Source organism: Acinetobacter sp. YH12129 (assembly GCF_013418685.1).
Classification (GTDB): Bacteria; Pseudomonadota; Gammaproteobacteria; order Pseudomonadales; family Moraxellaceae; genus Acinetobacter; species Acinetobacter amyesii.
Map to the genome: position 1 here is coordinate 85,930 of NZ_VPBP01000009.1, position 21,636 is coordinate 107,565.

General features: G+C 40.2%; 20 protein-coding genes, 1 other RNA gene and 2 pseudogenes. 16 read left to right on the plus strand and 7 right to left on the minus strand.

Annotation, left to right across the window (positions count from 1 at the left end):
* The first annotated feature begins 30 nt into the window (after window positions 1-30).
* The 12 genes from rimO to lpxA all read left to right on the plus strand — a co-directional run bounded on the left by rimO (window position 31) and on the right by lpxA (window position 12,335).
* Entirely contained in the window at window positions 31-1,374 is a 1,344-nt protein-coding gene (gene rimO / locus FTU65_RS06965; protein ID WP_180041115.1) for a 30S ribosomal protein S12 methylthiotransferase RimO, read from the plus strand.
* A gap of 45 nt (window positions 1,375-1,419) precedes the next feature.
* Window positions 1,420-2,148: a UMP kinase gene (gene pyrH, locus FTU65_RS06970; RefSeq protein WP_078193535.1), complete on the plus strand. Its 729-nt coding sequence runs from the start codon at window positions 1,420-1,422 to the stop codon at window positions 2,146-2,148.
* Window positions 2,149-2,227: 79 nt separating this feature from the next.
* Entirely contained in the window at window positions 2,228-2,782 is a 555-nt protein-coding gene (gene frr / locus FTU65_RS06975; protein WP_078188724.1) for a ribosome recycling factor, read from the plus strand.
* 6 nt (window positions 2,783-2,788) lie between these two features.
* Window positions 2,789-3,544, plus strand: coding sequence for a polyprenyl diphosphate synthase (uppS, locus tag FTU65_RS06980; protein ID WP_180066533.1), 756 nt, complete (start codon window positions 2,789-2,791; stop codon window positions 3,542-3,544).
* The gene (locus tag FTU65_RS06985) at window positions 3,545-4,369 is read left to right on the plus strand and encodes a CDP-archaeol synthase (RefSeq protein WP_180065061.1); all 825 of its coding nucleotides are present in this window, start codon (window positions 3,545-3,547) and stop codon (window positions 4,367-4,369) included. It begins immediately after the preceding gene.
* Window positions 4,370-5,566, plus strand: coding sequence for a 1-deoxy-D-xylulose-5-phosphate reductoisomerase (ispC, locus tag FTU65_RS06990; RefSeq protein WP_180065062.1), 1,197 nt, complete (start codon window positions 4,370-4,372; stop codon window positions 5,564-5,566). It abuts the gene before it with no gap.
* 3 nt (window positions 5,567-5,569) lie between these two features.
* Window positions 5,570-6,925: an RIP metalloprotease RseP gene (rseP, locus tag FTU65_RS06995; RefSeq protein ID WP_180065063.1), complete on the plus strand. Its 1,356-nt coding sequence runs from the start codon at window positions 5,570-5,572 to the stop codon at window positions 6,923-6,925.
* A gap of 40 nt (window positions 6,926-6,965) precedes the next feature.
* Complete coding sequence (bamA, locus tag FTU65_RS07000; RefSeq protein ID WP_180065064.1) at window positions 6,966-9,443, plus strand: outer membrane protein assembly factor BamA; 2,478 nt, start codon at window positions 6,966-6,968, stop codon at window positions 9,441-9,443.
* Window positions 9,444-9,484: 41 nt separating this feature from the next.
* Entirely contained in the window at window positions 9,485-9,985 is a 501-nt protein-coding gene (locus FTU65_RS07005) for an OmpH family outer membrane protein (RefSeq protein WP_180048911.1), read from the plus strand.
* A 3-nt stretch (window positions 9,986-9,988) separates the two neighbouring features.
* A complete protein-coding gene (lpxD, locus tag FTU65_RS07010; protein ID WP_180065065.1) occupies window positions 9,989-11,059 on the plus strand; it encodes a UDP-3-O-(3-hydroxymyristoyl)glucosamine N-acyltransferase in 1,071 nt (356 codons plus the stop codon).
* Between the two features lie 5 nt (window positions 11,060-11,064).
* Complete coding sequence (fabZ, locus tag FTU65_RS07015; protein ID WP_171263789.1) at window positions 11,065-11,550, plus strand: 3-hydroxyacyl-ACP dehydratase FabZ; 486 nt, start codon at window positions 11,065-11,067, stop codon at window positions 11,548-11,550.
* Window positions 11,547-12,335 carry an acyl-ACP--UDP-N-acetylglucosamine O-acyltransferase gene (gene lpxA / locus FTU65_RS07020; protein WP_180003887.1) on the plus strand — a complete coding sequence of 263 codons (789 nt, stop codon included), beginning with the start codon at window positions 11,547-11,549 and terminating at the stop codon, window positions 12,333-12,335. The genes fabZ and lpxA overlap by 4 nt, the downstream gene beginning before the upstream one ends.
* Window positions 12,336-12,395: 60 nt before the next feature.
* On the opposite strand, the pseudogene FTU65_RS07025 reads toward lpxA, so the two are convergent.
* Window positions 12,396-13,257 (minus strand): annotated as a pseudogene (locus FTU65_RS07025) (YbgF trimerization domain-containing protein).
* Between the two features lie 291 nt (window positions 13,258-13,548).
* Between FTU65_RS07025 and ffs the strand changes: the two are divergent.
* Window positions 13,549-13,645, plus strand: an RNA gene (ffs, locus tag FTU65_RS07030) — signal recognition particle sRNA small type.
* A 108-nt stretch (window positions 13,646-13,753) separates the two neighbouring features.
* Here ffs and FTU65_RS07035 read toward each other — a convergent pair.
* The 4 genes from FTU65_RS07035 to FTU65_RS07050 form a co-directional block, all read right to left on the minus strand.
* Complete coding sequence (locus FTU65_RS07035) at window positions 13,754-14,398, minus strand: regulatory protein RecX (RefSeq protein WP_180004627.1); 645 nt, start codon at window positions 14,396-14,398, stop codon at window positions 13,754-13,756.
* Between the two features lie 80 nt (window positions 14,399-14,478).
* Entirely contained in the window at window positions 14,479-15,522 is a 1,044-nt protein-coding gene (gene recA, locus FTU65_RS07040; protein ID WP_078193524.1) for a recombinase RecA, read from the minus strand.
* 145 nt (window positions 15,523-15,667) lie between these two features.
* Window positions 15,668-16,108, minus strand: a complete 441-nt coding sequence (locus tag FTU65_RS07045) for an RNA-binding S4 domain-containing protein (protein WP_180007773.1) — start codon at window positions 16,106-16,108, stop codon at window positions 15,668-15,670.
* Complete coding sequence (locus FTU65_RS07050; protein ID WP_180007774.1) at window positions 16,101-16,802, minus strand: HAD-IA family hydrolase; 702 nt, start codon at window positions 16,800-16,802, stop codon at window positions 16,101-16,103. The genes FTU65_RS07045 and FTU65_RS07050 overlap by 8 nt, the downstream gene beginning before the upstream one ends.
* A 13-nt stretch (window positions 16,803-16,815) precedes the next feature.
* On the opposite strand from FTU65_RS07050, the gene FTU65_RS07055 reads away from it, so the two are divergent.
* Both FTU65_RS07055 and FTU65_RS07060 read left to right on the plus strand, forming a co-directional pair.
* On the plus strand, window positions 16,816-17,667 hold the full coding sequence (locus tag FTU65_RS07055) for a 3'(2'),5'-bisphosphate nucleotidase CysQ (RefSeq protein WP_180059080.1): 852 nt from the start codon (window positions 16,816-16,818) through the stop codon (window positions 17,665-17,667).
* A 69-nt stretch (window positions 17,668-17,736) separates the two neighbouring features.
* A complete protein-coding gene (locus tag FTU65_RS07060; RefSeq protein ID WP_078188709.1) occupies window positions 17,737-18,480 on the plus strand; it encodes a histidine phosphatase family protein in 744 nt (247 codons plus the stop codon).
* Between the two features lie 89 nt (window positions 18,481-18,569).
* Here FTU65_RS07060 and FTU65_RS07065 read toward each other — a convergent pair whose 3' ends face one another.
* Window positions 18,570-19,013, minus strand: a complete 444-nt coding sequence (locus FTU65_RS07065) for a hypothetical protein (protein ID WP_180066534.1) — start codon at window positions 19,011-19,013, stop codon at window positions 18,570-18,572.
* 444 nt (window positions 19,014-19,457) lie between these two features.
* Between FTU65_RS07065 and FTU65_RS07070 the strand changes: the two genes are divergently transcribed.
* Complete coding sequence (locus FTU65_RS07070) at window positions 19,458-21,512, plus strand: M66 family metalloprotease (RefSeq protein WP_180066536.1); 2,055 nt, start codon at window positions 19,458-19,460, stop codon at window positions 21,510-21,512.
* A 7-nt stretch (window positions 21,513-21,519) separates the two neighbouring features.
* On the opposite strand, the pseudogene FTU65_RS07075 reads toward FTU65_RS07070, so the two are convergent.
* Window positions 21,520-21,636, minus strand: a pseudogene (locus tag FTU65_RS07075) (transposase); the annotation flags it as partial.

The following is a 21,636-nucleotide window of genomic DNA, read 5'->3' on the forward strand; positions in this document are numbered from 1 at the left end:
AATACGCGGATTATAGTGGAGCGCAGATTCATGAAATCCCCCAAAGTCGGTTTTGTTTCTTTAGGTTGTCCTAAGGCATTGGTAGATTCCGAACGAATTTTAACTCAGTTAAAGACTGAAGGTTATGATGTAGCATCAGATTATGATGGTGCAGATTTAGTAGTTGTAAATACCTGTGGTTTTATTGAATCTGCAGTACAAGAGTCGCTAGATGCCATTGGCGAAGCGATGAGTTCAAACGGTCGCGTAATTGTGACTGGTTGTTTAGGTAAAGACGAAGACAAAATTCGCAAAATGCACCCAAATGTCTTAAAAGTGACAGGTGCTGCGGCATATCAAGAAGTGATGGAAGCTGTGCACGAATACGTGCCTGAGCCACCAAAACACAATCCGTTTATTGATCTAGTCCCTGAGCAAGGTATTCGATTAACACCAAAACATTATGCTTATTTGAAGATTTCAGAAGGTTGTAACCATCGTTGCACATTCTGCATTATTCCGAGCATGCGTGGTGATTTGGTTTCTCGTCCAGTAGGTTCAGTGTTGACTGAAGCTCAAGCACTGAAAAAAGCAGGCGTAAAAGAAGTCTTAGTGATTTCTCAAGATACATCGGCTTATGGCGTAGACACCAAATACAAATTGGACTTCTGGAACGGTCAGCCCGTTAAAACCAAATTCTATGACATGTGTGAAGCATTGGGTCAATTGGGTATCTGGGTGCGTCTGCACTATGTATATCCATATCCACATGTAGACGCTGTGATTGACTTAATGGCACAAGGCAAAATTTTGCCGTATTTGGATATTCCATTCCAACACGCAAGTCCTAAGATTCTAAAACTCATGAAGCGTCCTGCGCACAGTGAAAATACACTGGAGCGTTTAAAAGTTTGGCGTGAGAAATGTCCTGATCTTGTGATTCGTTCTACATTTGTTGTGGGCTTCCCGGGTGAAACTGAAGAAGACTTCCAAATGTTGCTTGATTGGTTAAAAGAAGCGCAGCTTGATCGTGTGGGTTGTTTTACTTACTCACCAGTTGAAGGCGCGACTGCAAATGATTTGCCAGATCATGTGCCTGAAGAAATCAAGCAAGAGCGTTATGAGCGTTTCATGCAAGTTCAGCAAGAAATCTCTGCTGCGAAATTGCAAAGCCGTATTGGTCAGAAAATGACAGTACTTGTGGATGATCTTGAAGAAGAGTTCCCAGTTGCTGTTGCGCGTTCTTATGCAGATGCACCTGAAATTGATGGTAATGTTTTTGTTGAGGATATCGATAAGTCAGTGATTAAAGCAGGTGATTTACTTGAAGTAGAAATTACAGATGCAGATGAATATGACTTATTTGCAAAACTGATCTCGGTTAAGTCTGCTTAAACGATTCATTAAAAATAATTGAAATTAAATAATTCGGAGTTGATGATGCTTGATTCTAAAAAACCACGTTTTGGTCGCATCCTGCTTAAGCTTTCAGGTGAAGCTTTAGCGGGCAATAAAGAGATGGGTATCGATGCACAAGTGCTCGATCAAATGTCACTCGCAATTGCGCACCTTGTTGGTTTAGGTGTTCAAGTGGGTATCGTTGTCGGCGGTGGTAACCTTTACCGTGGTAGCCAATTACAAAAAGATGGTTTGGTTGGCCGTGTAACAGGTGACCAAATGGGTATGTTGGCCACTGTGATGAACGGTTTGGCACTTCGTGATGCTTTGGTACGACGTAATATCAAAACTCGTCTAATGTCAGCTTTACCCATTGGTGCAGTAGTTGAATCATACTCTAGCCGTGATGCTATTCGTCATTTAACTCGTGGCGAAGTGTGTGTATTTGTCGCAGGTACGGGTAACCCATTCTTTACGACAGATACAGCGGCATGCTTACGCGGTATCGAGATTGAAGCCAATCTTATCCTTAAAGCGACGAAGGTTGATGGCGTATACAACAAAGATCCAAGTAAATATGAAGATGCAGTGAAATACGATGCATTAACATTTGACCAAGTTTTAGATGAAAAACTGGGTGTGATGGATTTAACTGCGATCTGCTTATGCCGTGACCACAACGTTCCACTTCAAGTATTTGATATGAACAAATCAGGTTCATTACTTTCAGTGGTAATGGGTGAAAAAGAGGGTACTCACGTTACTAACTAATGTACGTGGGCCTTAAAGCTCTTTATACTACAAGCTATTTTAGAATTTACATCTTTTCGAATTAAGTAAGGAAGATCACATGATTAACGATCTTAAAAAAGACGCAGAAGACCGTATGAACAAATCTCTAGATTCTCTAGAGCATGGTTTTGCTAAAGTTCGTACAGGGCGCGCGCACCCATCAATTTTAAATGGTGTTATGGTTCCTTACTATGGCTCTGATGTGCCATTAAACCAAGTAGCGAACGTGGGTGTAGAAGACTCTCGTACTTTACTTGTTCAGCCTTTTGAACGTTCAATGGTTGCTGCAATTGATAAAGCAATCCGTGAATCTGACTTAGGCTTAAACCCGATTACTGCTGATGCCATCCGTGTTCCTATGGCTGCATTAACAGAAGAAACACGTAAAGACATGCAGAAAGTTGCACGTAACGAAGCTGAAAATGCAAAAGTTGCGATCCGTAACATCCGCCGTGATGTTTTGGGTGATATCAAAGCATTGTTGAAAGAAAAAGAAATTTCTGAAGATGATGAGCGTCGTGCGGGTGATGACATTCAAAAAATCACAGACAAATTCGTTGCTGAAGTTGAAAAACGTCTGGCTGCAAAAGAAGCTGAATTGATGAAGGTCTAAGTTTTAATGACCTCATCTGAAGAAACTTCCCGTCTTCCAAAACATGTTGCCATCATTATGGATGGCAACAATCGTTTTGCCAAAAAGAATCAAATGCAAAAAGGTGAAGGGCATCGTTCTGGAAAGGACATCCTAGATCCCATCGTTGAACATTGTCGTAAAAGAAATATCCAAGCACTGACCGTTTTTGCTTTTTCGAGTGAAAATTGGAATCGTCCTCAGTTTGAGGTTGATCTGTTGATGGCTCTTCTCGAAGAAACCATTCATGAGCAGTTGCCGCGTATGGAAAAATTTAACATTTCCCTACGTTTTATTGGTGATCGTTCTCGTTTATCTCCTAACTTATGTGACTTAATGTTGCAAGCTGAACAAAGGACTGCTAATTTCGACAGCATGACTTTAACTATTGCAATTAGTTACGGTGGTATGTGGGATATGGCACAGGCTGCAAAACAAATCGCAGCAGATGTTTTAACTAACAAAATAGATCTTGAAGCAGTGGATGCTGAAGTCTTTGGTCAATATGTCAGTTTAAGTGATCTACCTCCGGTAGATTTGTTAATTCGTACAGGTGGTGATTTCCGTCTCTCGAACTTCTTGCTTTGGCAAGCTGCTTATGCAGAACTTTATTTTACCCAGACATTATGGCCTGAATTTACCATTGAAGAATTTGACGACGCACTAGCAGTATTTGGTGGTCGTGAACGTCGTTTTGGTAAGACCTCAGAGCAGATTCAACAAGAGCAGTTTGAGAATAAATAAATGTTAGAGCGGATAATAACCGCATTGGTACTGGTTTCAGTTGTACTGAGTTGCATGTTTGCAACCGAGTCTAAATACCCAATGCTTGTGCTGATGATTATTGCATCAGCTGTCGCGGGTTATGAGTGGTTCAAACTCATGCCGCGGAATACACAAAATGTGATTAAACCTTTCGCTTGGGGCTATGGTCTAGTCACTGCTATTCTTTCAGCACTAGCATTGCATTTTACAGATGTTGCATTACTGCTTTGGGCGGCTTCGATCTTTACTTGGATCTTAAGTGTCTATTGGGTGAAGTCTTATCCTGAATACGACAATTGGTATAACCCAAGTCTGAGTGGTATTGGTTTAGTCTTAGTTCCTGCTGCGGTAACTGCTATTTTTTCTGTGTGGATGAACTCACCGTGGTGGCTCATGTATCTGTTCCTGTTGGTATGGGGTGCAGACAGTGGTGCATACTTCGTGGGACGTAAATTTGGTAAGAAAAAACTTGCACCAGATGTGAGCCCAAATAAATCGATCGAAGGTTTATATGGCGGTCTATTCACTGCAATGCTAATTGTTATTGTTGTTGAAATTATTTATCTAGATTTAAGCATCGCTGAACATATTTTATTTTTAATACTTTCAGTAATAACGGTATTTAGTTCAGTACTTGGTGATTTATTTGAATCGATGATCAAGCGTCGTGCAAGGATCAAAGATTCTGGTCGTATTCTTCCGGGACATGGTGGTGTGCTGGACCGTATCGACTCGTTGCTTGCTGCAGCACCTATCTTTGCAGCAGGTATGTATGTTTTAAAATTAATTGGCGTAGATTTATAGATGTCACAATCTGTTTGTATATTGGGTGTAACAGGATCCATTGGTCAAAGTACTTTAAAGATTCTGCAACAGCACCCCGAAGAGTATTCAGTTTTTGCAGTCACTGCACATAGCCGAATTGTTGAACTTGTCGAAATATGCAAACAATATCGACCGAAAATCGCAGTTGTTCCATTCAATAAAGTGGATGAACTGCGCCAATTACTCGTAGCTGAAAAATTAACTGATATTGAAATCCTGCATGATGAAGCAGGATTAATCGCAGTAGCAGAACATCCACAAGTTGATGTGGTCATGGCAGCTATTGTGGGTGCGGCAGGGTTGCTACCTACATTGGCTGCTGCGAAAGCAGGTAAACGCGTGTTGCTTGCAAATAAAGAAGCGCTCGTGATGTCGGGTGACATCATGATTCAGACCGCACGTGAAAATAATGCTTTGTTGTTGCCAGTCGATTCTGAACACAATGCAATCTTCCAATGCTTGCCTGAAACATATCTACAAGGTGAGCGTCGTGGTCAGCCAAAGCTGGGTGTCAAACAAATCTTACTCACCGCGTCTGGTGGTCCATTTTTGCATCATAGTTTAGAACAATTGCAAAGTGTAACGCCTGCTCAAGCCTGTAAGCATCCAAATTGGTCGATGGGACAAAAAATTTCTGTTGATTCTGCAACGCTGATGAATAAAGGCTTGGAATTGATCGAAGCCTGTCATCTTTTTGCAGTTGAAGAACAATTTGTAACAGTTGTTGTTCATCCACAGAGTATCATTCATTCAATGGTTCAATATGTAGATGGTTCGACTTTGGCACAAATGGGAAATCCTGATATGTGTACGCCTATCGCTCATGCATTAGCGTGGCCGAATCGTATTCAAACACATGTGCCTCCATTAGATTTATTTGTTCATTCACAGTTAAACTTTGAACAGCCTGATATACATCGTTTCCCAGCACTTAAATTAGCACGCCAAGCCATGAAGGCTGGAGGCTTAGCTCCAACGATTTTAAATGCAGCCAATGAAATCGCCGTGGCAGCATTTTTGCATGAGAAAATTGGATTTACTCAAATCCCGCAAATTGTGGAACATGTGTTGGGTCAAGTTGAAAACTCAGCTGCAAATAATATTGATGTTATTTTGCAGGCAGATAAATCGGCACGTATGGTTGCTGAAAAAGCAGTATTGAATTCAGGAAGTTAAGACATGAATGCCTTGTTTATGATTATTGCAGCAATATTGTTACTTGGACCGCTGATTGCGATTCATGAATTTGGGCATTATTTTGTTGCACGTAAACTGGGCGTAAAGGTTTTAGTTTATTCGATTGGTTTTGGCCCAACACTGCTCAAGTGGACGTCGAAGAAATCAGGTATTCAATATCAACTGTCTGCATTGCCACTCGGTGGTTATGTCAAAATGTTGGATGAGCGTGAAGGTGATGTCGCAGCAGAAGACTTACCAAAAGCATTTAACCGACAACACCCTTGGAAGCGTATTGCAATTGTTGCGGCAGGGCCACTCATAAACTTAGCTTTTGCAGTCGTGTTGTTTTGGATTTTATTTTTACCAGCTCAGGAACAGCTCAATACGCGCGTAGGTAAAATTTTACCGAATACGCCAGCAGCGGCTGCGCAAATGCAGACTGGTGATAAAATTACTGCAGTAGATGGCACTCAAGTATCCACTTGGGAGCGCTTGAATTATGCCTTGGTTGATCGTGTAGGTGAAACTGGCAATATTCAAATTCAAGCTGAACGTGCAGGGCAAATTCAAAACTTTAGTTTACCGATTCAGAGTTTCTTACGCGATCAAACTCAGTCACCACTCGATGTTCTAGGTTTTACACCGTATCGTCCTGAAATTCCTGCAGTGGTTTCAAAGCTTAGTGAAGATGGTGCAGCAATACGCCAAGGGATGCAGGTGGGTGATCGAATTGTTTCGATCGATGGCGTAAAAATGAAAGACTGGTTTGATGTTGTACAAGTTGTACAAGCTTCTCCAGAAAAGTTACTTAAAATTGATGTTTTACGACAAAATAAAATTGTGCATTTAAGCGTGATGCCGCAAGGTAAGCGTGACCAAATGGGTAAAGTCACAGGGCTTTTAGGTGTACAAAGTGATCCGGGTAAAGTCAATATTCCAGCCGAATACAAACAAACCATTCAATACACGCCTGTAGAGGCGATGGGCAAAGCGGTAGAAAAAACAGGTCAGATATCTAGTATGATCCTGAATTCTATTGTAAAAATGGTGCGTGGTTTGGTTGGTTTAGATAATTTATCTGGTCCGATTACTATTGCGAAAGTGGCTGGACAAAGTGCTGAGATGGGGTGGCAAACCTTCATTTCATTTATGGCACTGATGAGTGTAAGTTTGGGTATTTTAAATTTACTACCGATTCCTATGCTCGATGGCGGTCATTTAATTTACTATTTTATTGAATTAATTCGTGGTAAACCTGTTTCTGAACAAATACAATTGGTTGGATTAAAAATTGGTATTGTATTGCTGGGTAGCATGATGCTACTGGCTCTATTCAATGACATTATGCGTTTATAAGAACGTTATACGAAATAAATTAACAGCGGAAAAGACTGGCATGCAGCACAAACATTTATTTATGCCATTGGCACTGGTTAGTGCTATGGCCGTAGCACAACAAGTATATGCAGCAGATGATTTTGTAGTACAAGATATTCGTGTTGATGGCTTAGTGCGTTTAACTCCTGACAATGTAGCCGGAATGATCCCATTCTCCGCTGGTGATCGTGTCAATGATCAAATCATTTCAAACTCAATTCGTAGCATGTTTGCGTCGGGTTTGTTTGATGATGTGAAGTCTTCACAAGTCGGTAATACCCTTGTATATACAGTGGTTGAACGCCCAGTAATTTCTAAAGTTGAGCTAAAAGGCAATAAACTTATTCCTAAAGAAGCCTTGGAAGAAGGCTTAAAGAAAATGGGTCTGTCCGAAGGTGAAGTTTTAAAGAAATCATCTTTGCAAACGGTTGAAACTGAATTAGAACAACAGTACATGCAGCAAGGTCGCTACGATGCTGATGTAAAAGTTATTACAACCGCTCAACCGAATAACCGTGTAAATGTCTTAATCGAGTTTGAAGAAGGTCAATCTGCCAAAGTATTTGATATTAATATCATTGGTAATACGGTTTTTAAAGAAAGCGAAATTAAACAAATTTTTGCATTAAAAGAAAGTGGTTGGAACTCGATCATTTCTCGTAATGACCGCTACGCACGTGAAAAGATGGCTGCGAGTTTAGAAGCTTTACGTGCGATGTATCTCAACAAAGGTTACATCAACTTTAACATTACCAACTCAAGTCTGAATTTGAGTGAAGATAAAAAACATGTCTTTATCGAAGTTTCGGTGGATGAAGGCGAACAATTTAAGTTTGGTGAAACCCATTTCTTAGGTGATACGCTTTATACGCAAACTGATTTAAACGCTTTAAAACTCTATAAAGATGGCGATTTATATTCACAAGAAAAAGTGAATGGTGTTAAACAACTTTTACTTCGTAAATACGGTAACGCAGGTTACTACTTTGCAGAAGTGAACATTGTTCCTGAAATCAATAAAGACACCAAATTGGTTGATTTAAATTACTATGTGAATCCGGGTCAGCAAGTCACTGTTCGCCGCATTAATTTTACAGGTAACTCGAAAACAGCTGATGAAGTGCTACGTCGTGAAATGCGTCAAATGGAAGGCGCATTAGCAAGTAACGAAAAAATTGATTTGTCTAAAGTGCGTTTAGAGCGTACAGGCTTCTTTAAAACCGTTGATGTTAAACCTGCACGTATTCCGGGTACGCCAGATCAAATTGATTTAAATGTGAATGTTGAAGAACAGCATTCAGGTACAAGTACTTTGGCTGTTGGTTTCTCACAAAGTGGCGGTGTAACTTTCCAAGCAGGTTTGAGTCAAACCAACTTCTTGGGTACAGGTAATGCAGTTTCTATCGATTTGTCACGTTCTGAGACTCAAGATTACTACAACCTCAGTGTAACTGACCCGTATTTCACTATTGATGGTGTACGTCGTGGTTATAATATGTACTACCGTAAAACCAAGTTAGATGACGACTATAACGTTAACAACTACGTCACTGACAGTTTTGGTGGTGGTATTAACTTTGGTTATCCGATCGATGAAAACCAAAGTATCAGTATGGGGTTAAATGTAGATAAAACTGATGTGACTACGGGTCCTTATGTTTCTACATATGTTGCTGATTATTTAACGAGCCATGGTGGTAAGGAAACAAAAACAGGTCAATATTGTCCTGGTACAACAGATGTGGATAAAGGTTGCGTAGACTCTAAAGGTAATGTGATTAATACGTTGCCATATGGTGCTGAGTATCAAGGTGATTTTTTAACTTATAATTTAAATTTAGGTTGGTCATATAACACCTTAAACCGTCCAGTATTCCCAACGTCAGGTATGTCTCATCGTGTGAATGCCGAAGTGGCGCTACCTGGTAGTGATGTTGAATATCAAAAAGTTACGTATGATGCCCAGGCTTACTTCCCATTAGGTAAAGACTTTGTGTTCCGTGGCTATGGTAAGTTGGGTTATGGTAATGATTTACCATTTTATAAAAACTTCTATGCAGGTGGTTTTGGTTCGGTACGTGGTTATGATAACAGTACGTTGGGTCCAAAATATCCGGGTGTTTATTACCAAGATACCAATCAAACTGATTATGATATGGAAGAAGTTGGTGGTAATGCTTTAATTCAATTTGGTACTGAATTAGCTTTACCTGTGCCATTTAAAGGCGATTGGGCGCGTCAAGTACGCCCAGTATTGTTTGCTGAAGGCGCGCAAGTATTTGATACCCAATGTGATGTATCTCAGTCAAGTGAAGATCGCAAATACTGTAAAGATAACTTCGGTTTTGATATGAAAAATATGCGTTATAGCGTTGGTGCAGGCTTTACTTGGATCACGATGATTGGTCCAATTTCACTCAGTTATGCATTCCCGCTTAATGACAAAGCTGGTGATGAAACAAAAGAAATTCAATTCGAGATTGGTCGTACCTTCTAAGTACGACCCTTCTGGGAATAACAAAATTACAGGTTGATAAGATGAATAAATTATTTGCTGGTTTGGCGGTATTGGGTATGTCATGTTCTGCTGTGGTACATGCAGCAGGTTACGGTGTGGTTGATTTAGAAAAGGTGGTGGATCAAAGCACTTATATAAAACAACAAAATGCTCAAATTCAACAGCAATTGAAACCACAAACCACTAAAATTGAATCACTGGCTAAAGAGCTGGAAGCAATGCAGCAAAAAGCTCAGCAGGGTGGTGATAAGTTGACTGCTGCGCAAAAGCAGCAAATGGGTCAACAGTATCAAACTAAACTTAAAGAGCTGACTGATTTACAGCAAAAAGTTCAAGCTTCGGTTCAAGGGAATATTCAGTCTTTAAATCGCACGATGGATACACGAATCAAGCAAGTTGCAGAACAATTGCGCACAGAAAATAAGTTAGATGTTGTTTTGAATAAAAATTCAGCACTTGCGTATGACCCTAAGTTTGATTTAACTGATAAAATGATTCAAAAGGTTAATGCAATTAAATAATCAATGAATTCTCAAAAATTCAGTTTAGAAAAGCTTGCTCAACTTGTTCAAGGTCAATGTATTGGCCAGCTAGATTTGCTATTCAGTGGAATGGCAAGTTTAGAGAGTGCTCAACCGCATCAGCTTGCATTTTTAAACGCAGATAAGTATCTGAATGAAGCTCAACAGTCTCAGGCTGGTGCGCTGATTGTGACTGCAGACATGCAGTCACAAATCTCTTCGCAGCAAAACTTCATTGTTGTACCCAATCCGTATCTGGCTTTCGCTATTCTAACGCATGTTTTTGAAAAAAAATCTGTAGAAACAGGTATTGAAAGTACTGCTCAAATTCATCCTTCCGCAATCATTTCTGATACTGCTTATATTGGGCATTATGTGGTGATTGGTGCGAATAGTGTGGTGGGTGAAGGAACGCGCATTGAATCACAAGTGAAGATTGATCATGGTGTTGAAATTGGTAAAGATTGTTTTATCGATTCGCATGTGACGATTACTGGTGAAGCCAAGTTAGGTGATCGTGTACGTATCCATGCAAATACGGTGGTCGGTGGTGAAGGATTTGGTTTTGCACCTTATCAAGGGAAATGGCATCGTATTGCTCAATTAGGTTCTGTACGTATCGGGAATGATGTGCGTATTGGCTCAAATTGTAGTATCGACCGTGGTGCTTTAGATGACACAATTTTGGAAGATGGTGTCATTATTGATAACCTTGTGCAAATCGCGCATAACGTCAAAGTTGGTGCAAATACAGCAATGGCTGCGAAATGTGGCATTGCAGGTAGTACAACTATTGGCAAAAATTGTGTGCTAGCAGGGGCTGTTGGTATCGTAGGTCACATTAATATTGCAGATAATGTGACAATTACTGGTATGTCAATGGTCACAAAAAGTATTTCCGTTGCTGGGAGTTATTCTTCAGGTACGCCAATGCTTGAAAGTGGTTCTTGGAAAAAGGCAGCAATCCGCTTTAAACAATTAGCAGATGTGCCATTGACCCAATTGGTCAAACGACTTGATCATATGCAGTCTCAAATTGAGTCCCTTGAATCAACATTTAAATTGCGTAAATAATTATGATGACAGAGTCGAATACCCCAGCTTTCACAAAACCTGAATTACCAATGACTATTCAGACTATTCGTGAATATTTGCCACATCGTTATCCGTTTTTATTGGTTGATCGTGTTGTTGAAGTGACTGACAACGGGATTGTAGGCTATAAAAATGTAACGATTAACGAAGAATTTTTACAGGGTCATTTCCCTGAATACCCAATTATGCCGGGTGTGCTGATTGTTGAAGCATTGGCGCAAGTGTCGGGTATCTTAGGTTTCATCATGAATAATGAGAAACCTTCAGCGGGTTCGTTGTTCTTATTTGCTGGTGCAGAAAAGGTCCGATTTAAAAAACAAGTCGTTGCAGGCGATCAACTTGTATTAAAATCAGAATTAGTGATGCAAAAGCGTGGCATTTACAAATATAATTGTGTTGCCACTGTAGATGGCGTAGTCGCAGCAACCGCGGAAATTATGGTTTCGCATCAGAAAACAGAGACAGCATGAGCAATAACGAATTAATTCATCCTACCGCCATTATTGACTCATCAGCAGTAATTGCTCCGGATGTGCAAATTGGACCATATTGTATTATTGGTCCTCATGTCACAATTGGAGCGGGTACTAAACTGCATTCACATGTTGTGGTGGGTGGTTATACCCGTATTGGTCAACATAACGAAATTTTTCAATTTGCCAGTGTTGGTGAAGTTTGCCAAGACTTGAAATATGCTGGTGAAGAAACGTGGTTAGAAATCGGGGATCATAACTCGATTCGTGAACACTGTAGTTTACACCGTGGTACTGTTCAAGATCAGGGTCTAACTAAAGTTGGAAGTCATAATTTATTGATGGTCAATACACATATTGCACATGACTGTGTGGTAGGTGATCACAATATCTTTGCTAATAACGTCGGCGTTGCAGGCCATGTCCACATCGGTGATTATGTCATCGTAGGTGGTAACTCTGGTATTCATCAATTCTGTAAAATCGATTCTTACAGTATGATTGGTGGTGCATCTCTTATTTTGAAAGATGTACCTGCTTATGTCATGGTATCTGGTAATCCAGCCCATGCTTTTGCCATGAACATTGAAGGAATGCGTCGTAAAGGTTGGTCTAAAAATGTGATTCAAGGTTTACGTGAATCCTTTAAATTGATCTATAAAGATGGATTAACGACGAATGAAGCGATTGAACGTATTCGTACTGAAATTTTGCCTGAAGTGGCAGAAGCGCAATTGTTGATCGACTCACTTGAGCAGTCTAAGCGCGGTATCGTACGCTAAATGCTGCGAATAAAAAAAGACACCTTATAAGGTGTCTTTTTTTTGCGTTAAAAAAAAGTCCTATTTTTTAACAAAGCCTGCTTCTTCAGATTTTGGATACTTTTGGGTAAGCTTGGTTTTGAGCTGCGTTGCTAAACTGCTGTTTCGATCTACGTCTTTTGCAATGCTATACAGTTGATATAACGCTCTAGGCGCGCGGGTCGACTCAGGGTATTGATTTACCACGATACTATAGTTCTTTTTCGCTTCTGCGTAGTTGGTCGGTTCAACAGCAAGGTTGAACTCAGCTAACCAAAAATATGCATTGCTGATGTAGACGCTATTAGGATTATTCTTAATAAAGTTTTTCATTGGTGCAATGGCTTTTTTCGCACCACCTTGTTTATATGCATCTAAAGCAACGGTATAAGCTGCTTTCTCAAGCTCAAGTGAGTCACCACCTGCATTTACAGGTTGTTTTGCAGATGAGCTTAATGTTGCTTGGGTCGTAGGTTGTTTAGCTGGTGTAGGGGTTGTATTAGCTGCTGCTGGGTGCAGTACCTTGTTGGTTATCCTCCGCAGCTTCTGTGTCTTCACTCGGATCTACTTTTTGTTGGAGTAGCTCTAAACGTTGATCTAAATCTGCATAGCGGTTTGTAAGTTCACTTTTTAATTGTTCGATAATATTGTCTTGCTCTTCCATTTTACCGCGTAAGCTACGCAATTCATTTTCGAGCTGTTGGTTCTTCTGCATGAGCTGCCAATTTAAATTTGTTGGCGTAGGGGTAGAGCCAGCACCTGTTTGAATGGCTGTATTATTTGCTGTATACACAGTGCCATTATCTGCGCCACTCAAACCGCGAGATTCAATTGGAATATTGGCAAATAGCGTACCTGAGCAAGTCAATGTAAGGGCACACAATACATGCTGTTTAAACATCATAAAAATTCCATGTAGTTGCAAGCATGTCCGTATTGAATAGTTTTATTACAGACTGCTTTAGATAAAACGATAAGCACATTAAAAACGCCAAAGTTCTGAATTGCAATAAGCTTTTACAATCTTGTTGTGTATTAAAGTAAAAATATAGTGATGATGTTTCACGTTTTCTACATCATCGACCATCATATTGATTTATAAATAATCAAACAGTGTTTTCTACTCAGGAATTCTTGGTTTTAGTCTTGCATGTTTATCAAAAATCTCTATACTCTGTTCTTGCAATGGTAGCCCTGCCGGTTACTTCGCAATTGTACTCTACAAACCCCGCCAGGACCGGAAGGTAGCAACGGTAGTAGAAATATGATGTGCCGAAGTCTTGCTGGTAGGGTTGCCACCAGTTTCAATCATAATAAATTAAACGTCCTCTCATTTTTTTTAATCCTAGATTCTTCTTTATTTTAGTTTTATTAATTCTTTATTTAGATCTATATCTTTGTTATTCGGCATCAAATTCTTTACGTGCAATCACTTTAAAAATCGTATCGAGATCGAATCCTCGATATTGTAAAAAACGTATTTGTTTGGCTTTTTGTTTTGGATCACGTTCAACAGCTTTGCCAAATTTTTTGATCTTGAGCTGGTAGGCTTCGGCGACCCAATCTGTTTCTTTTAATTCATCCTGAATTAATTCACTGTCTACTTTTTTATTTTTTAAAGCGAGCTTTATACGGTTGGGACCTTTACCTTTACGCTTTTGACTCGACAACAGCATTTCTGCTACACGCTGATCGCTTTGATAGTTCTCACGTGCGAGTTCTTCCACCAAGTGTATGACTTCTTCACGACTATCCGCATACAGTGCTAATTTCTCGATTAAATCCGCTTTTGAGTATTCTTTACGTGTGAGTACTGCAAAGGCGTAGGAGCGTAAACGAGAGCCGCGCAGTCCTGGTTTTTTTTCAGCATGAACATCTTTACCATTGGCATCAAAATGCAACGCAGAGTGATCGGTCACCGAAGTATTGTCATGTGAAATGTCAGTTTGTGCAGTATGATTTGCGCAGGTAGGTTCTTCAGCTTCTGCGAACTGTTGTTTTAGTGCTTCGTAGTCGAGCAAGAGTGGAAAATGGTCTTTAGTCATGGGGTCATTTTAATACAAATTTTGAGTGCAAAACAAAACGCCCCGTAGGGCGTTTCGTCTACTATTAAAGTATGCTGTAATTAAGCATCTAAAAAGTCTGGTTCTTCTTCGTCTTTGTCTTCTACAGGTGCTGTACCCGTAGTCAGAAGTTGTTCACGAATCAGTTTTTCGATAGTTTGCACAAGTTCAGGGTGTTCTTCTAAGTGGCGAATGGTATTGTTTTTACCTTGCCCAATCTTGTCACCTTGGTATGAATACCAAGCACCTGCTTTTTGAACAATTTCTTGTTGTACTGCGAGGTCAACAAGCTCACCTAAATGGTTCACGCCTTTACCATAAAGAATTTGGAAAATCGCTTCACGGAATGGAGGAGCCATTTTGTTTTTCACAACTTTCACTTTGGTTTCTGAACCAATGATTTCGTCGCCTTCTTTCACTTGACCAATACGGCGGATATCTAAACGTACAGATGCATAGAATTTAAGTGCATTACCACCCGTTGTGGTTTCTGGGCTACCAAACATTACACCAATCTTCATACGGATTTGGTTAATGAAGATCACCATACAGTTCGAACGTTTCGCATTACCGGTAATTTTACGCAGTGCTTGGCTCATCAGGCGAGCTTGTAAGCCCATGTGTGAGTCACCCATTTCGCCTTCAATTTCGGCGCGAGGGGTCAGTGCAGCGACCGAGTCGACAACGATCAGGTCAATGGCACCTGAACGTACCAGCATGTCTGCAATTTCAAGTGCTTGTTCACCATTGTCTGGCTGTGAAACAAGTAAGTTATCAATATCTACGCCAAGTTTACGTGCGTATTGAGGGTCTAATGCATGTTCAGCATCGATGAATGCACAAGTACCGCCAGCTTTCTGACATTGTGCAATAGCTTGTAATGTCATAGTCGTTTTACCAGAAGATTCAGGACCGTAGATTTCTACGATACGACCTTTAGGCAAACCACCAATACCTAGTGCGATATCTAATGTTAAAGAACCTGTAGAGACAGCTTCAACTGCCTGCACGGTATTATCACCAAGACGCATAACGGTGTTTTTACCAAACTGCTTTTCAATTTGGCTTAAGGCCGCATTTAACGCCTTGCTTTTATTATCATCCATCTTACAACCTCAATACGATGTCACGAAACAATATACTCAAGTGGATGTATTCAGTTTAGATCTGTTCCACGAGGGTATAGTGACAGAAATCATCCTTTTGTTCTATGAAAATCACAACAGGTGCGACATGTTGTGACGCTTTAACTTAATCATCATTATAAGACCATTGCTGGTCAAACTGTTGATCATTTTCTCTTTTAAATTTACCAATATCTCGACGATCTTTTTTACTTGGTCGATGATCTGGCCGAGCTAGATTATGCAACTTTCTTTGGGATGCGAGCAATTCCCGTTTTGCAATACTGACCTCAGTTTCATCATAAAGCAGCTGAGCGGTGGGGGCAGGCCCACGAACATCCGACAGTGCTTTCACCACCACGGTTTTTTTCTCAAGGCCTTGTGCAATGGTTAATTCCATGCCTACACGAACTTCACGAGAGACTTTAACGCGTTCGCCATTATGATGAACTTTACCGCCTTCAATAGCATTTTTGGCAATAGAGCGTGTTTTAAAAAAACGTGCAGCCCACAACCATTTGTCTATACGCATACCAACCGCATCTTCGGATAGATTTGATTTACGCATATTTTTTCTGTTCCTCGGCTTGCTCAGTCGTTTGAGCTTCTAAAATAGGGATTAAATCTGTTAATGCGGACAGCATTGGGTAATTGCAAGTCTCGCGAGGCGCTTTGGCAGATGAAGGTTGCTGAATCGAATAGAGCTGTTCAATCCCAAAAAGTTTTGCACCATTGAGCACTTTTTCTGTGTCATCAATGAAGTAACAGTTTTTTGCATAGAAGGGGTGTTTGCTTGCTAATATTTGCCAAAACTCAATAAACTCTTTGGCATGACCGAGAGTTTCTGAACTGACGATAACATCAAAATAATCACGAAGACCGGTTTCTTCGAGTTTGAATTGTAAGCCTGCAAAGTCGGCATTGGTCGCAAGCCAAATAGGATAGCCATTTTCTTTTAGATAGGTAAGCAGCTTAATGCAGCCTTCGCGTTTAGCCACTTTGGCTTTTTGTTCTATTTGCATTGCCAAAACATCAACGCCAACTTGTGACGTCCAAAAGCGAGATGAGTACCATTTTAGGGTATGATTATGCTGTTGATAAAAACTAAATAGCGTTTGCTTGCTTTGTTCGAGTGAGCATTGATGCTGTTCAGCATAACGAATTGGCAGCAGCTCATTCCAAATGAAATCATCATAAGCAAGATCGAGTAAAGTACCGTCCATATCAAAAATGATCGTCGGCTTTTCTGAGTAATTTGGCATATAAAGGTATTCTATGTTTAAAACAACAACAGCACCGCAAGACCCACTGATTTTGCAGTTGGTTCCCATTGTGACACAAGCTTGCGAAATTTTGCGAGAAGAATATCAGCGTTATTGCTCAGGAGCGAATTTTGATGTGGAACGTAAAAGTGATGATTCACCGGTAACGCAGGCGGACTATCGTGCAAATAGCTATATTACCCAAGCATTATCCAAAGTTTCTAACTTGCCTGTATTGTCAGAAGAAGGTGATAAGTCTGAGCGTATGCAATGGCAAAAATTTTGGCTGCTTGATCCCTTGGATGGTACCAAAGAGTTTTTACATAAAAGACCTGAATTTACCATTAATCTGAGTTTGGTAGATGGGGCCAATACCACTTTTGCCATATTGGCGATCCCGGGGGAATATAGCGTATATATTTGCCCCTTTGCGGGACTGCCGCTGAAATATGATAGCCAGTCCACTGCATGGTATGAATATGTTCAAACCTCTGCAGAGAGTGTCGTACACGTTGGCTTGAGTCAAAGTGCCAAAAATAAGCCGATTTATACGGACTATCTAGACGCTTTAGAAAAACTCACTCCTTTTCAGGCCTACCATGCTGGTAGTGCATATAAGTTTTGTATGATGTTAGAAGATCGAGTGGATATTTATCCGCGTTTTCATCCGACTTGTGAATGGGATACGAGCGCTGGACAATGTTTAATCGAGCGTATTGGTGGTGGTTTGGTTGATTTTAAAGGTCGCGCATTTCTATATAACCAACGCACGACTTTATTAAATGGTGGATTTATTGCATTTAAAAATGCCGAAATGAAAGAATTGGCCTTAAATGCTTTGGCAAACATGCCTGACAAAACTTGAGCTAAATCGGGTTCATGCTATAGTGTCAGCACACTCCGTTAAATCTCCTGCATTTAAGAACTGTCAATTATGGCCCTAGATTTGCTCCCTCCTAGTATGCTGAAAGCAATAGACTTATTGCCGGATGAAAAGACGCCTGTAACATTGTTTACACGTCATTCCATTCGTGAAGTTGTACAAGGACAGGGTTTGGCCGGTTATGACTTACAACTTACGCATCAAGGACGTGATTTAGCCGAAGCGTGGGGCAGCTATTTGGTTGAAAATACCGATCGTGTTATTCAACACTGTATTTCTAGTCCAATTCAGCGCTGTGTGGATACGGCAGCATTGATGATTCAAGGTGCAGATAACGTCACGATTGAGCCAAATACCCACCATATCGAGATCATTGAACAAGGATTATTGGTCGAGCCGGGAAGTTTTGTGCTGGATATTAAAAAAGCAGGACCATATTTTCAAAAGCAAGGTGCCTTGGGCTTTATCAATAGTTTTGTGAATAATGCTTTGCCGGGTATGAAACAGCCCATTCATGGGGTGGTAGATGTTTTGGAGTTGATTTACAACACTCATCCAACCAATGATTATGGTCTGAGTCTAGCGGTGAGTCATGATACGATTTTGGCTGCAATTCTTGCCATTATTTCAGGTAAAAATATCGTGACACGCGAAGACTGGCCGAAAATGATGGAGGGTTTATTTGTTTGGTTTGAAGGAGATGTATTCCTTGAGTCAAAACTGAAATGGATTTGGCGTGGTGAACTAAATGAATTAAATATTCGTGAATTTCAGCAGGCTGAGCAGCAACTTTAAGAAATTTTGCTAATAATAAAAAATTTATAAAAGGCATCCATGTGCGGATGCCTTTTATATCTGTTTTCAATATTTCATTAAATAAAAGATTAAATATTGGCTTTAATTCGTGCAGGATACTGATTTAAATCAATACTTGAACCGTCGTCACTATAAGGCCAGCGGCTAGTATTGACAGGGAGATGTTGTTGGTGGATTCGACTGTATTTGTCTGCGGCAATCAATGTGGCAATGTCATGATCTTTAATGCTATACGCTTGTACGATTTCAACTGGATATTGTGTGCGTTCAAAAAATTCAGCTTCTGTTTCCCCTTGATGCAGTGCAAAAATACGTTCTACAGCTGGTAAGTACACGCCATATGCTAACCATGAGTCTACGCCTTGAGAGGCTTGAATCTCAGCGGTCGATTTCATATTTGAAATGACTTTACCTAAAATGTCTTTTTCACCTTTCGATGTAAAATATTCAATATATTGATTTTCTGCTTCTGCAAATTTTTCTAATGATGGCAAAAATTGGTTAATCGACATTTTTATCCCTCTTTTCATTTGTACAGCAATGGCTGCCTAGGATGAAAATTAAAATACCATAAAAAATATATGGGATTAAACCATTTCTAAAAATTTTTATTTACAAAGTTTCTAAAAATATCCTGACAATTTTTGTCGGGAATATACGATTGTATTTAAAGGACTACACCTTAATTTTAGTTGATAAGTGAAGTACCTGTCACAGCAATCGTGATTCAGCCAATACTAAATATTTAGATTTAATTTGAATTGTTAATAAGTGACAAAACGCGGCAATTGAATGATTAATAAAAAGAAAATAGCATTATATTTGTTGTAACTTATTGATTTATATATTTTATGTAAGTCTCTTAATTGGATTTTTTTGTGGCTAATTGGGGAATAGTAGTGAAAAGTGTGATAGGTTTTTCATATAACAAATTATCAATTTGTATTGTGTCATTAATGTTAGTTGCTTGTGGTGGTGGAGGCGGTGGTGATAGTTCAAGTGGTTCTGCATCAACTGCAAATTATCCAGAACCGACCCAAGACATAGTCGATGATACCAGTATTGGCTTTTATGACTACGATGCAAATGATGCTGTTCGTGAAATACGAAATGATTTAGTCGGCAACTTTTCAGCGCAAGTTCAATTTGGTCAAAGTCATGTCGTCGATCCGAATGCGAACGAAGCCAAGAAAATGCCACAGTTAACCAGTGAAAAAGAAGCGCTGCTTATCGTGACGCCAACACTTGATATGCAAAACATCAAGCAACTCAAAGTAGAAATCTATCAAAACAACCGCTTAATTCGTACCGCGACATTGGATGATCCAACGCAAATGCCTGTTTCAGACCAGAGTGGGCAAAGAGGTCGTCCAGATGTTTGGTACAGTAAACGCGCGTGGACCACGAAACTCAATTGGGATGAAGTTAAACCCGGTCTAAGATTAAAATTTATCGATGCAAATAAAGTCAGCGGTGAATTGGCTGAAGATAAAATCGATTTTGCTGCACCAGGTGAATTGGTTTTAAATAATATCCGTGTTGGTATGTTGGCAGATAAGCCAAATTCTACCGGTCACTATATGCTGCTTGAGCCTGAAAAAGCGGGTACCGATTATTTCCAAACCATTCCTGCAGCAGAAATGACCGTTGCACAATATGATGATATGCAGTTAACACGTGCAATGGTTTCCTCAGGTGTTATTTATGACAGTAAAAGTGCCGGAGATGGTGGTGTTTACGCAGGAGACATGCGTGAGGATGTCGGTAAATCAACCTTTAGTGTCGGTATAAACCTTGCCAACTGGGGCATTACCAGTGCATCTATGGCCAACCAGAGCCAGCCACAATTAACCCAAACAGTAGTTGTCCATCATACGAAGGGGAACTATGCCAATGGTGTGCATACTCATGGACTGAGTGGTGGTAATGGCATGCTCACGCTTTATGATTCTGTAGGGAATGAATTTAGCCATGAAATTGGCCATCACTATGGTTTAGGACATTACCCTGGTCAGGTAGGTGACAATCTATTTTGGGCTGCACATCATGCGGACAGTGGATGGGGTTATATTGCCAATCGCAATATGATGCGCGGAAATCTATCATGGACGGCGACATGGAAGTGGGATGGAGCGAATGGTATCCCAAATTTTAAAAATTTGTTCCCGTACGGAAAAGATGCCATGTCCGGCGGGTATCCTGATAGTAATGTATCACGCTACACACACTATACGGGTTACAGCACATTCCTGAAAATTCAACCACACTTTGACCGTTATGTCTGGGATGAAACTTCGCCTACCGGCTACAAAAAGTGGAATAAAACCACTCGTGAAATGGAAGTCGCTCAACCGAAGATGCCAAATTCGACGGCTCCGGTTTGGTATAACGCAGATCAAAATTATCCACGACCACGAGTATTTGGTCAGCCTGTCATTACCATTTTAGGTGGTTATGATCCTGTCAATCAAGTCGGTTTGTTATATCCTGCGGCACGTTCAAACTGGGGTAATGTGTATGACTTAAATGCTGCCAATACCGCTTTGGATCAAGCGGCATGTTGGTTGAATGTGCAATACACGAATAAAGTCAACAATATTGCTTTAGCACCTGCACGATTAGGTAGTAATGCCAATAAATTGCATGTCAATTTAGCTTTGGTAGATCAACCACAGAAAGTTGATTTGTATTGTAAAAAAGCAGGTGAAGAAGCCAAGTTATTAGCAAATATTGATATTCCAGTCTACAGCACAGCGATCAAGCCGGCCGTCAAAATTGGACGTCAGCATGGTTATAGTGCATTGCGTGCTATCGAACTTCCTCAATTAGAAAGTGCTTTGGAAGCGCAAGCTGTAAATGCTGTTGTTGCACTAAATCCAACTGAAAAAATGCTGTATGAGTCATATAAAAATGACAAGTCATTGATGAATAGTGTGGCGCGTCAGCAATTAACTCGTTATGAGTCGCAACAAAACACCGCATACCGACTAAATCGATGGATGAATGTGTAAGTTGTCATTAAAAAGTAAACATGTATTCTTTTCCGAATTGGTTTGATACTTTCTCCACCCATTGCTCTATTTTATCAGCTGTCATGACTTGAAAATCTCGCCAATAATATTTCATCTGCTTCCA

Coding starts and splice junctions, on each gene's coding strand:
- rimO (WP_180041115.1), top strand. CDS start 31: ATGAAATCCCCCAAAGTCGGTTTTGTTTCTTTAGGTTGTCCTAAGGCA.
- pyrH (WP_078193535.1), top strand. CDS start 1,420: ATGCTTGATTCTAAAAAACCACGTTTTGGTCGCATCCTGCTTAAGCTT.
- frr (WP_078188724.1), top strand. CDS start 2,228: ATGATTAACGATCTTAAAAAAGACGCAGAAGACCGTATGAACAAATCT.
- uppS (WP_180066533.1), top strand. CDS start 2,789: ATGACCTCATCTGAAGAAACTTCCCGTCTTCCAAAACATGTTGCCATC.
- FTU65_RS06985 (WP_180065061.1), top strand. CDS start 3,545: ATGTTAGAGCGGATAATAACCGCATTGGTACTGGTTTCAGTTGTACTG.
- ispC (WP_180065062.1), top strand. CDS start 4,370: ATGTCACAATCTGTTTGTATATTGGGTGTAACAGGATCCATTGGTCAA.
- rseP (WP_180065063.1), top strand. CDS start 5,570: ATGAATGCCTTGTTTATGATTATTGCAGCAATATTGTTACTTGGACCG.
- bamA (WP_180065064.1), top strand. CDS start 6,966: ATGCAGCACAAACATTTATTTATGCCATTGGCACTGGTTAGTGCTATG.
- FTU65_RS07005 (WP_180048911.1), top strand. CDS start 9,485: ATGAATAAATTATTTGCTGGTTTGGCGGTATTGGGTATGTCATGTTCT.
- lpxD (WP_180065065.1), top strand. CDS start 9,989: ATGAATTCTCAAAAATTCAGTTTAGAAAAGCTTGCTCAACTTGTTCAA.
- fabZ (WP_171263789.1), top strand. CDS start 11,065: ATGACAGAGTCGAATACCCCAGCTTTCACAAAACCTGAATTACCAATG.
- lpxA (WP_180003887.1), top strand. CDS start 11,547: ATGAGCAATAACGAATTAATTCATCCTACCGCCATTATTGACTCATCA.
- FTU65_RS07035 (WP_180004627.1), bottom strand. CDS start 14,398: ATGACTAAAGACCATTTTCCACTCTTGCTCGACTACGAAGCACTAAAA.
- recA (WP_078193524.1), bottom strand. CDS start 15,522: ATGGATGATAATAAAAGCAAGGCGTTAAATGCGGCCTTAAGCCAAATT.
- FTU65_RS07045 (WP_180007773.1), bottom strand. CDS start 16,108: ATGCGTAAATCAAATCTATCCGAAGATGCGGTTGGTATGCGTATAGAC.
- FTU65_RS07050 (WP_180007774.1), bottom strand. CDS start 16,802: ATGCCAAATTACTCAGAAAAGCCGACGATCATTTTTGATATGGACGGT.
- FTU65_RS07055 (WP_180059080.1), top strand. CDS start 16,816: ATGTTTAAAACAACAACAGCACCGCAAGACCCACTGATTTTGCAGTTG.
- FTU65_RS07060 (WP_078188709.1), top strand. CDS start 17,737: ATGGCCCTAGATTTGCTCCCTCCTAGTATGCTGAAAGCAATAGACTTA.
- FTU65_RS07065 (WP_180066534.1), bottom strand. CDS start 19,013: ATGTCGATTAACCAATTTTTGCCATCATTAGAAAAATTTGCAGAAGCA.
- FTU65_RS07070 (WP_180066536.1), top strand. CDS start 19,458: ATGTTAGTTGCTTGTGGTGGTGGAGGCGGTGGTGATAGTTCAAGTGGT.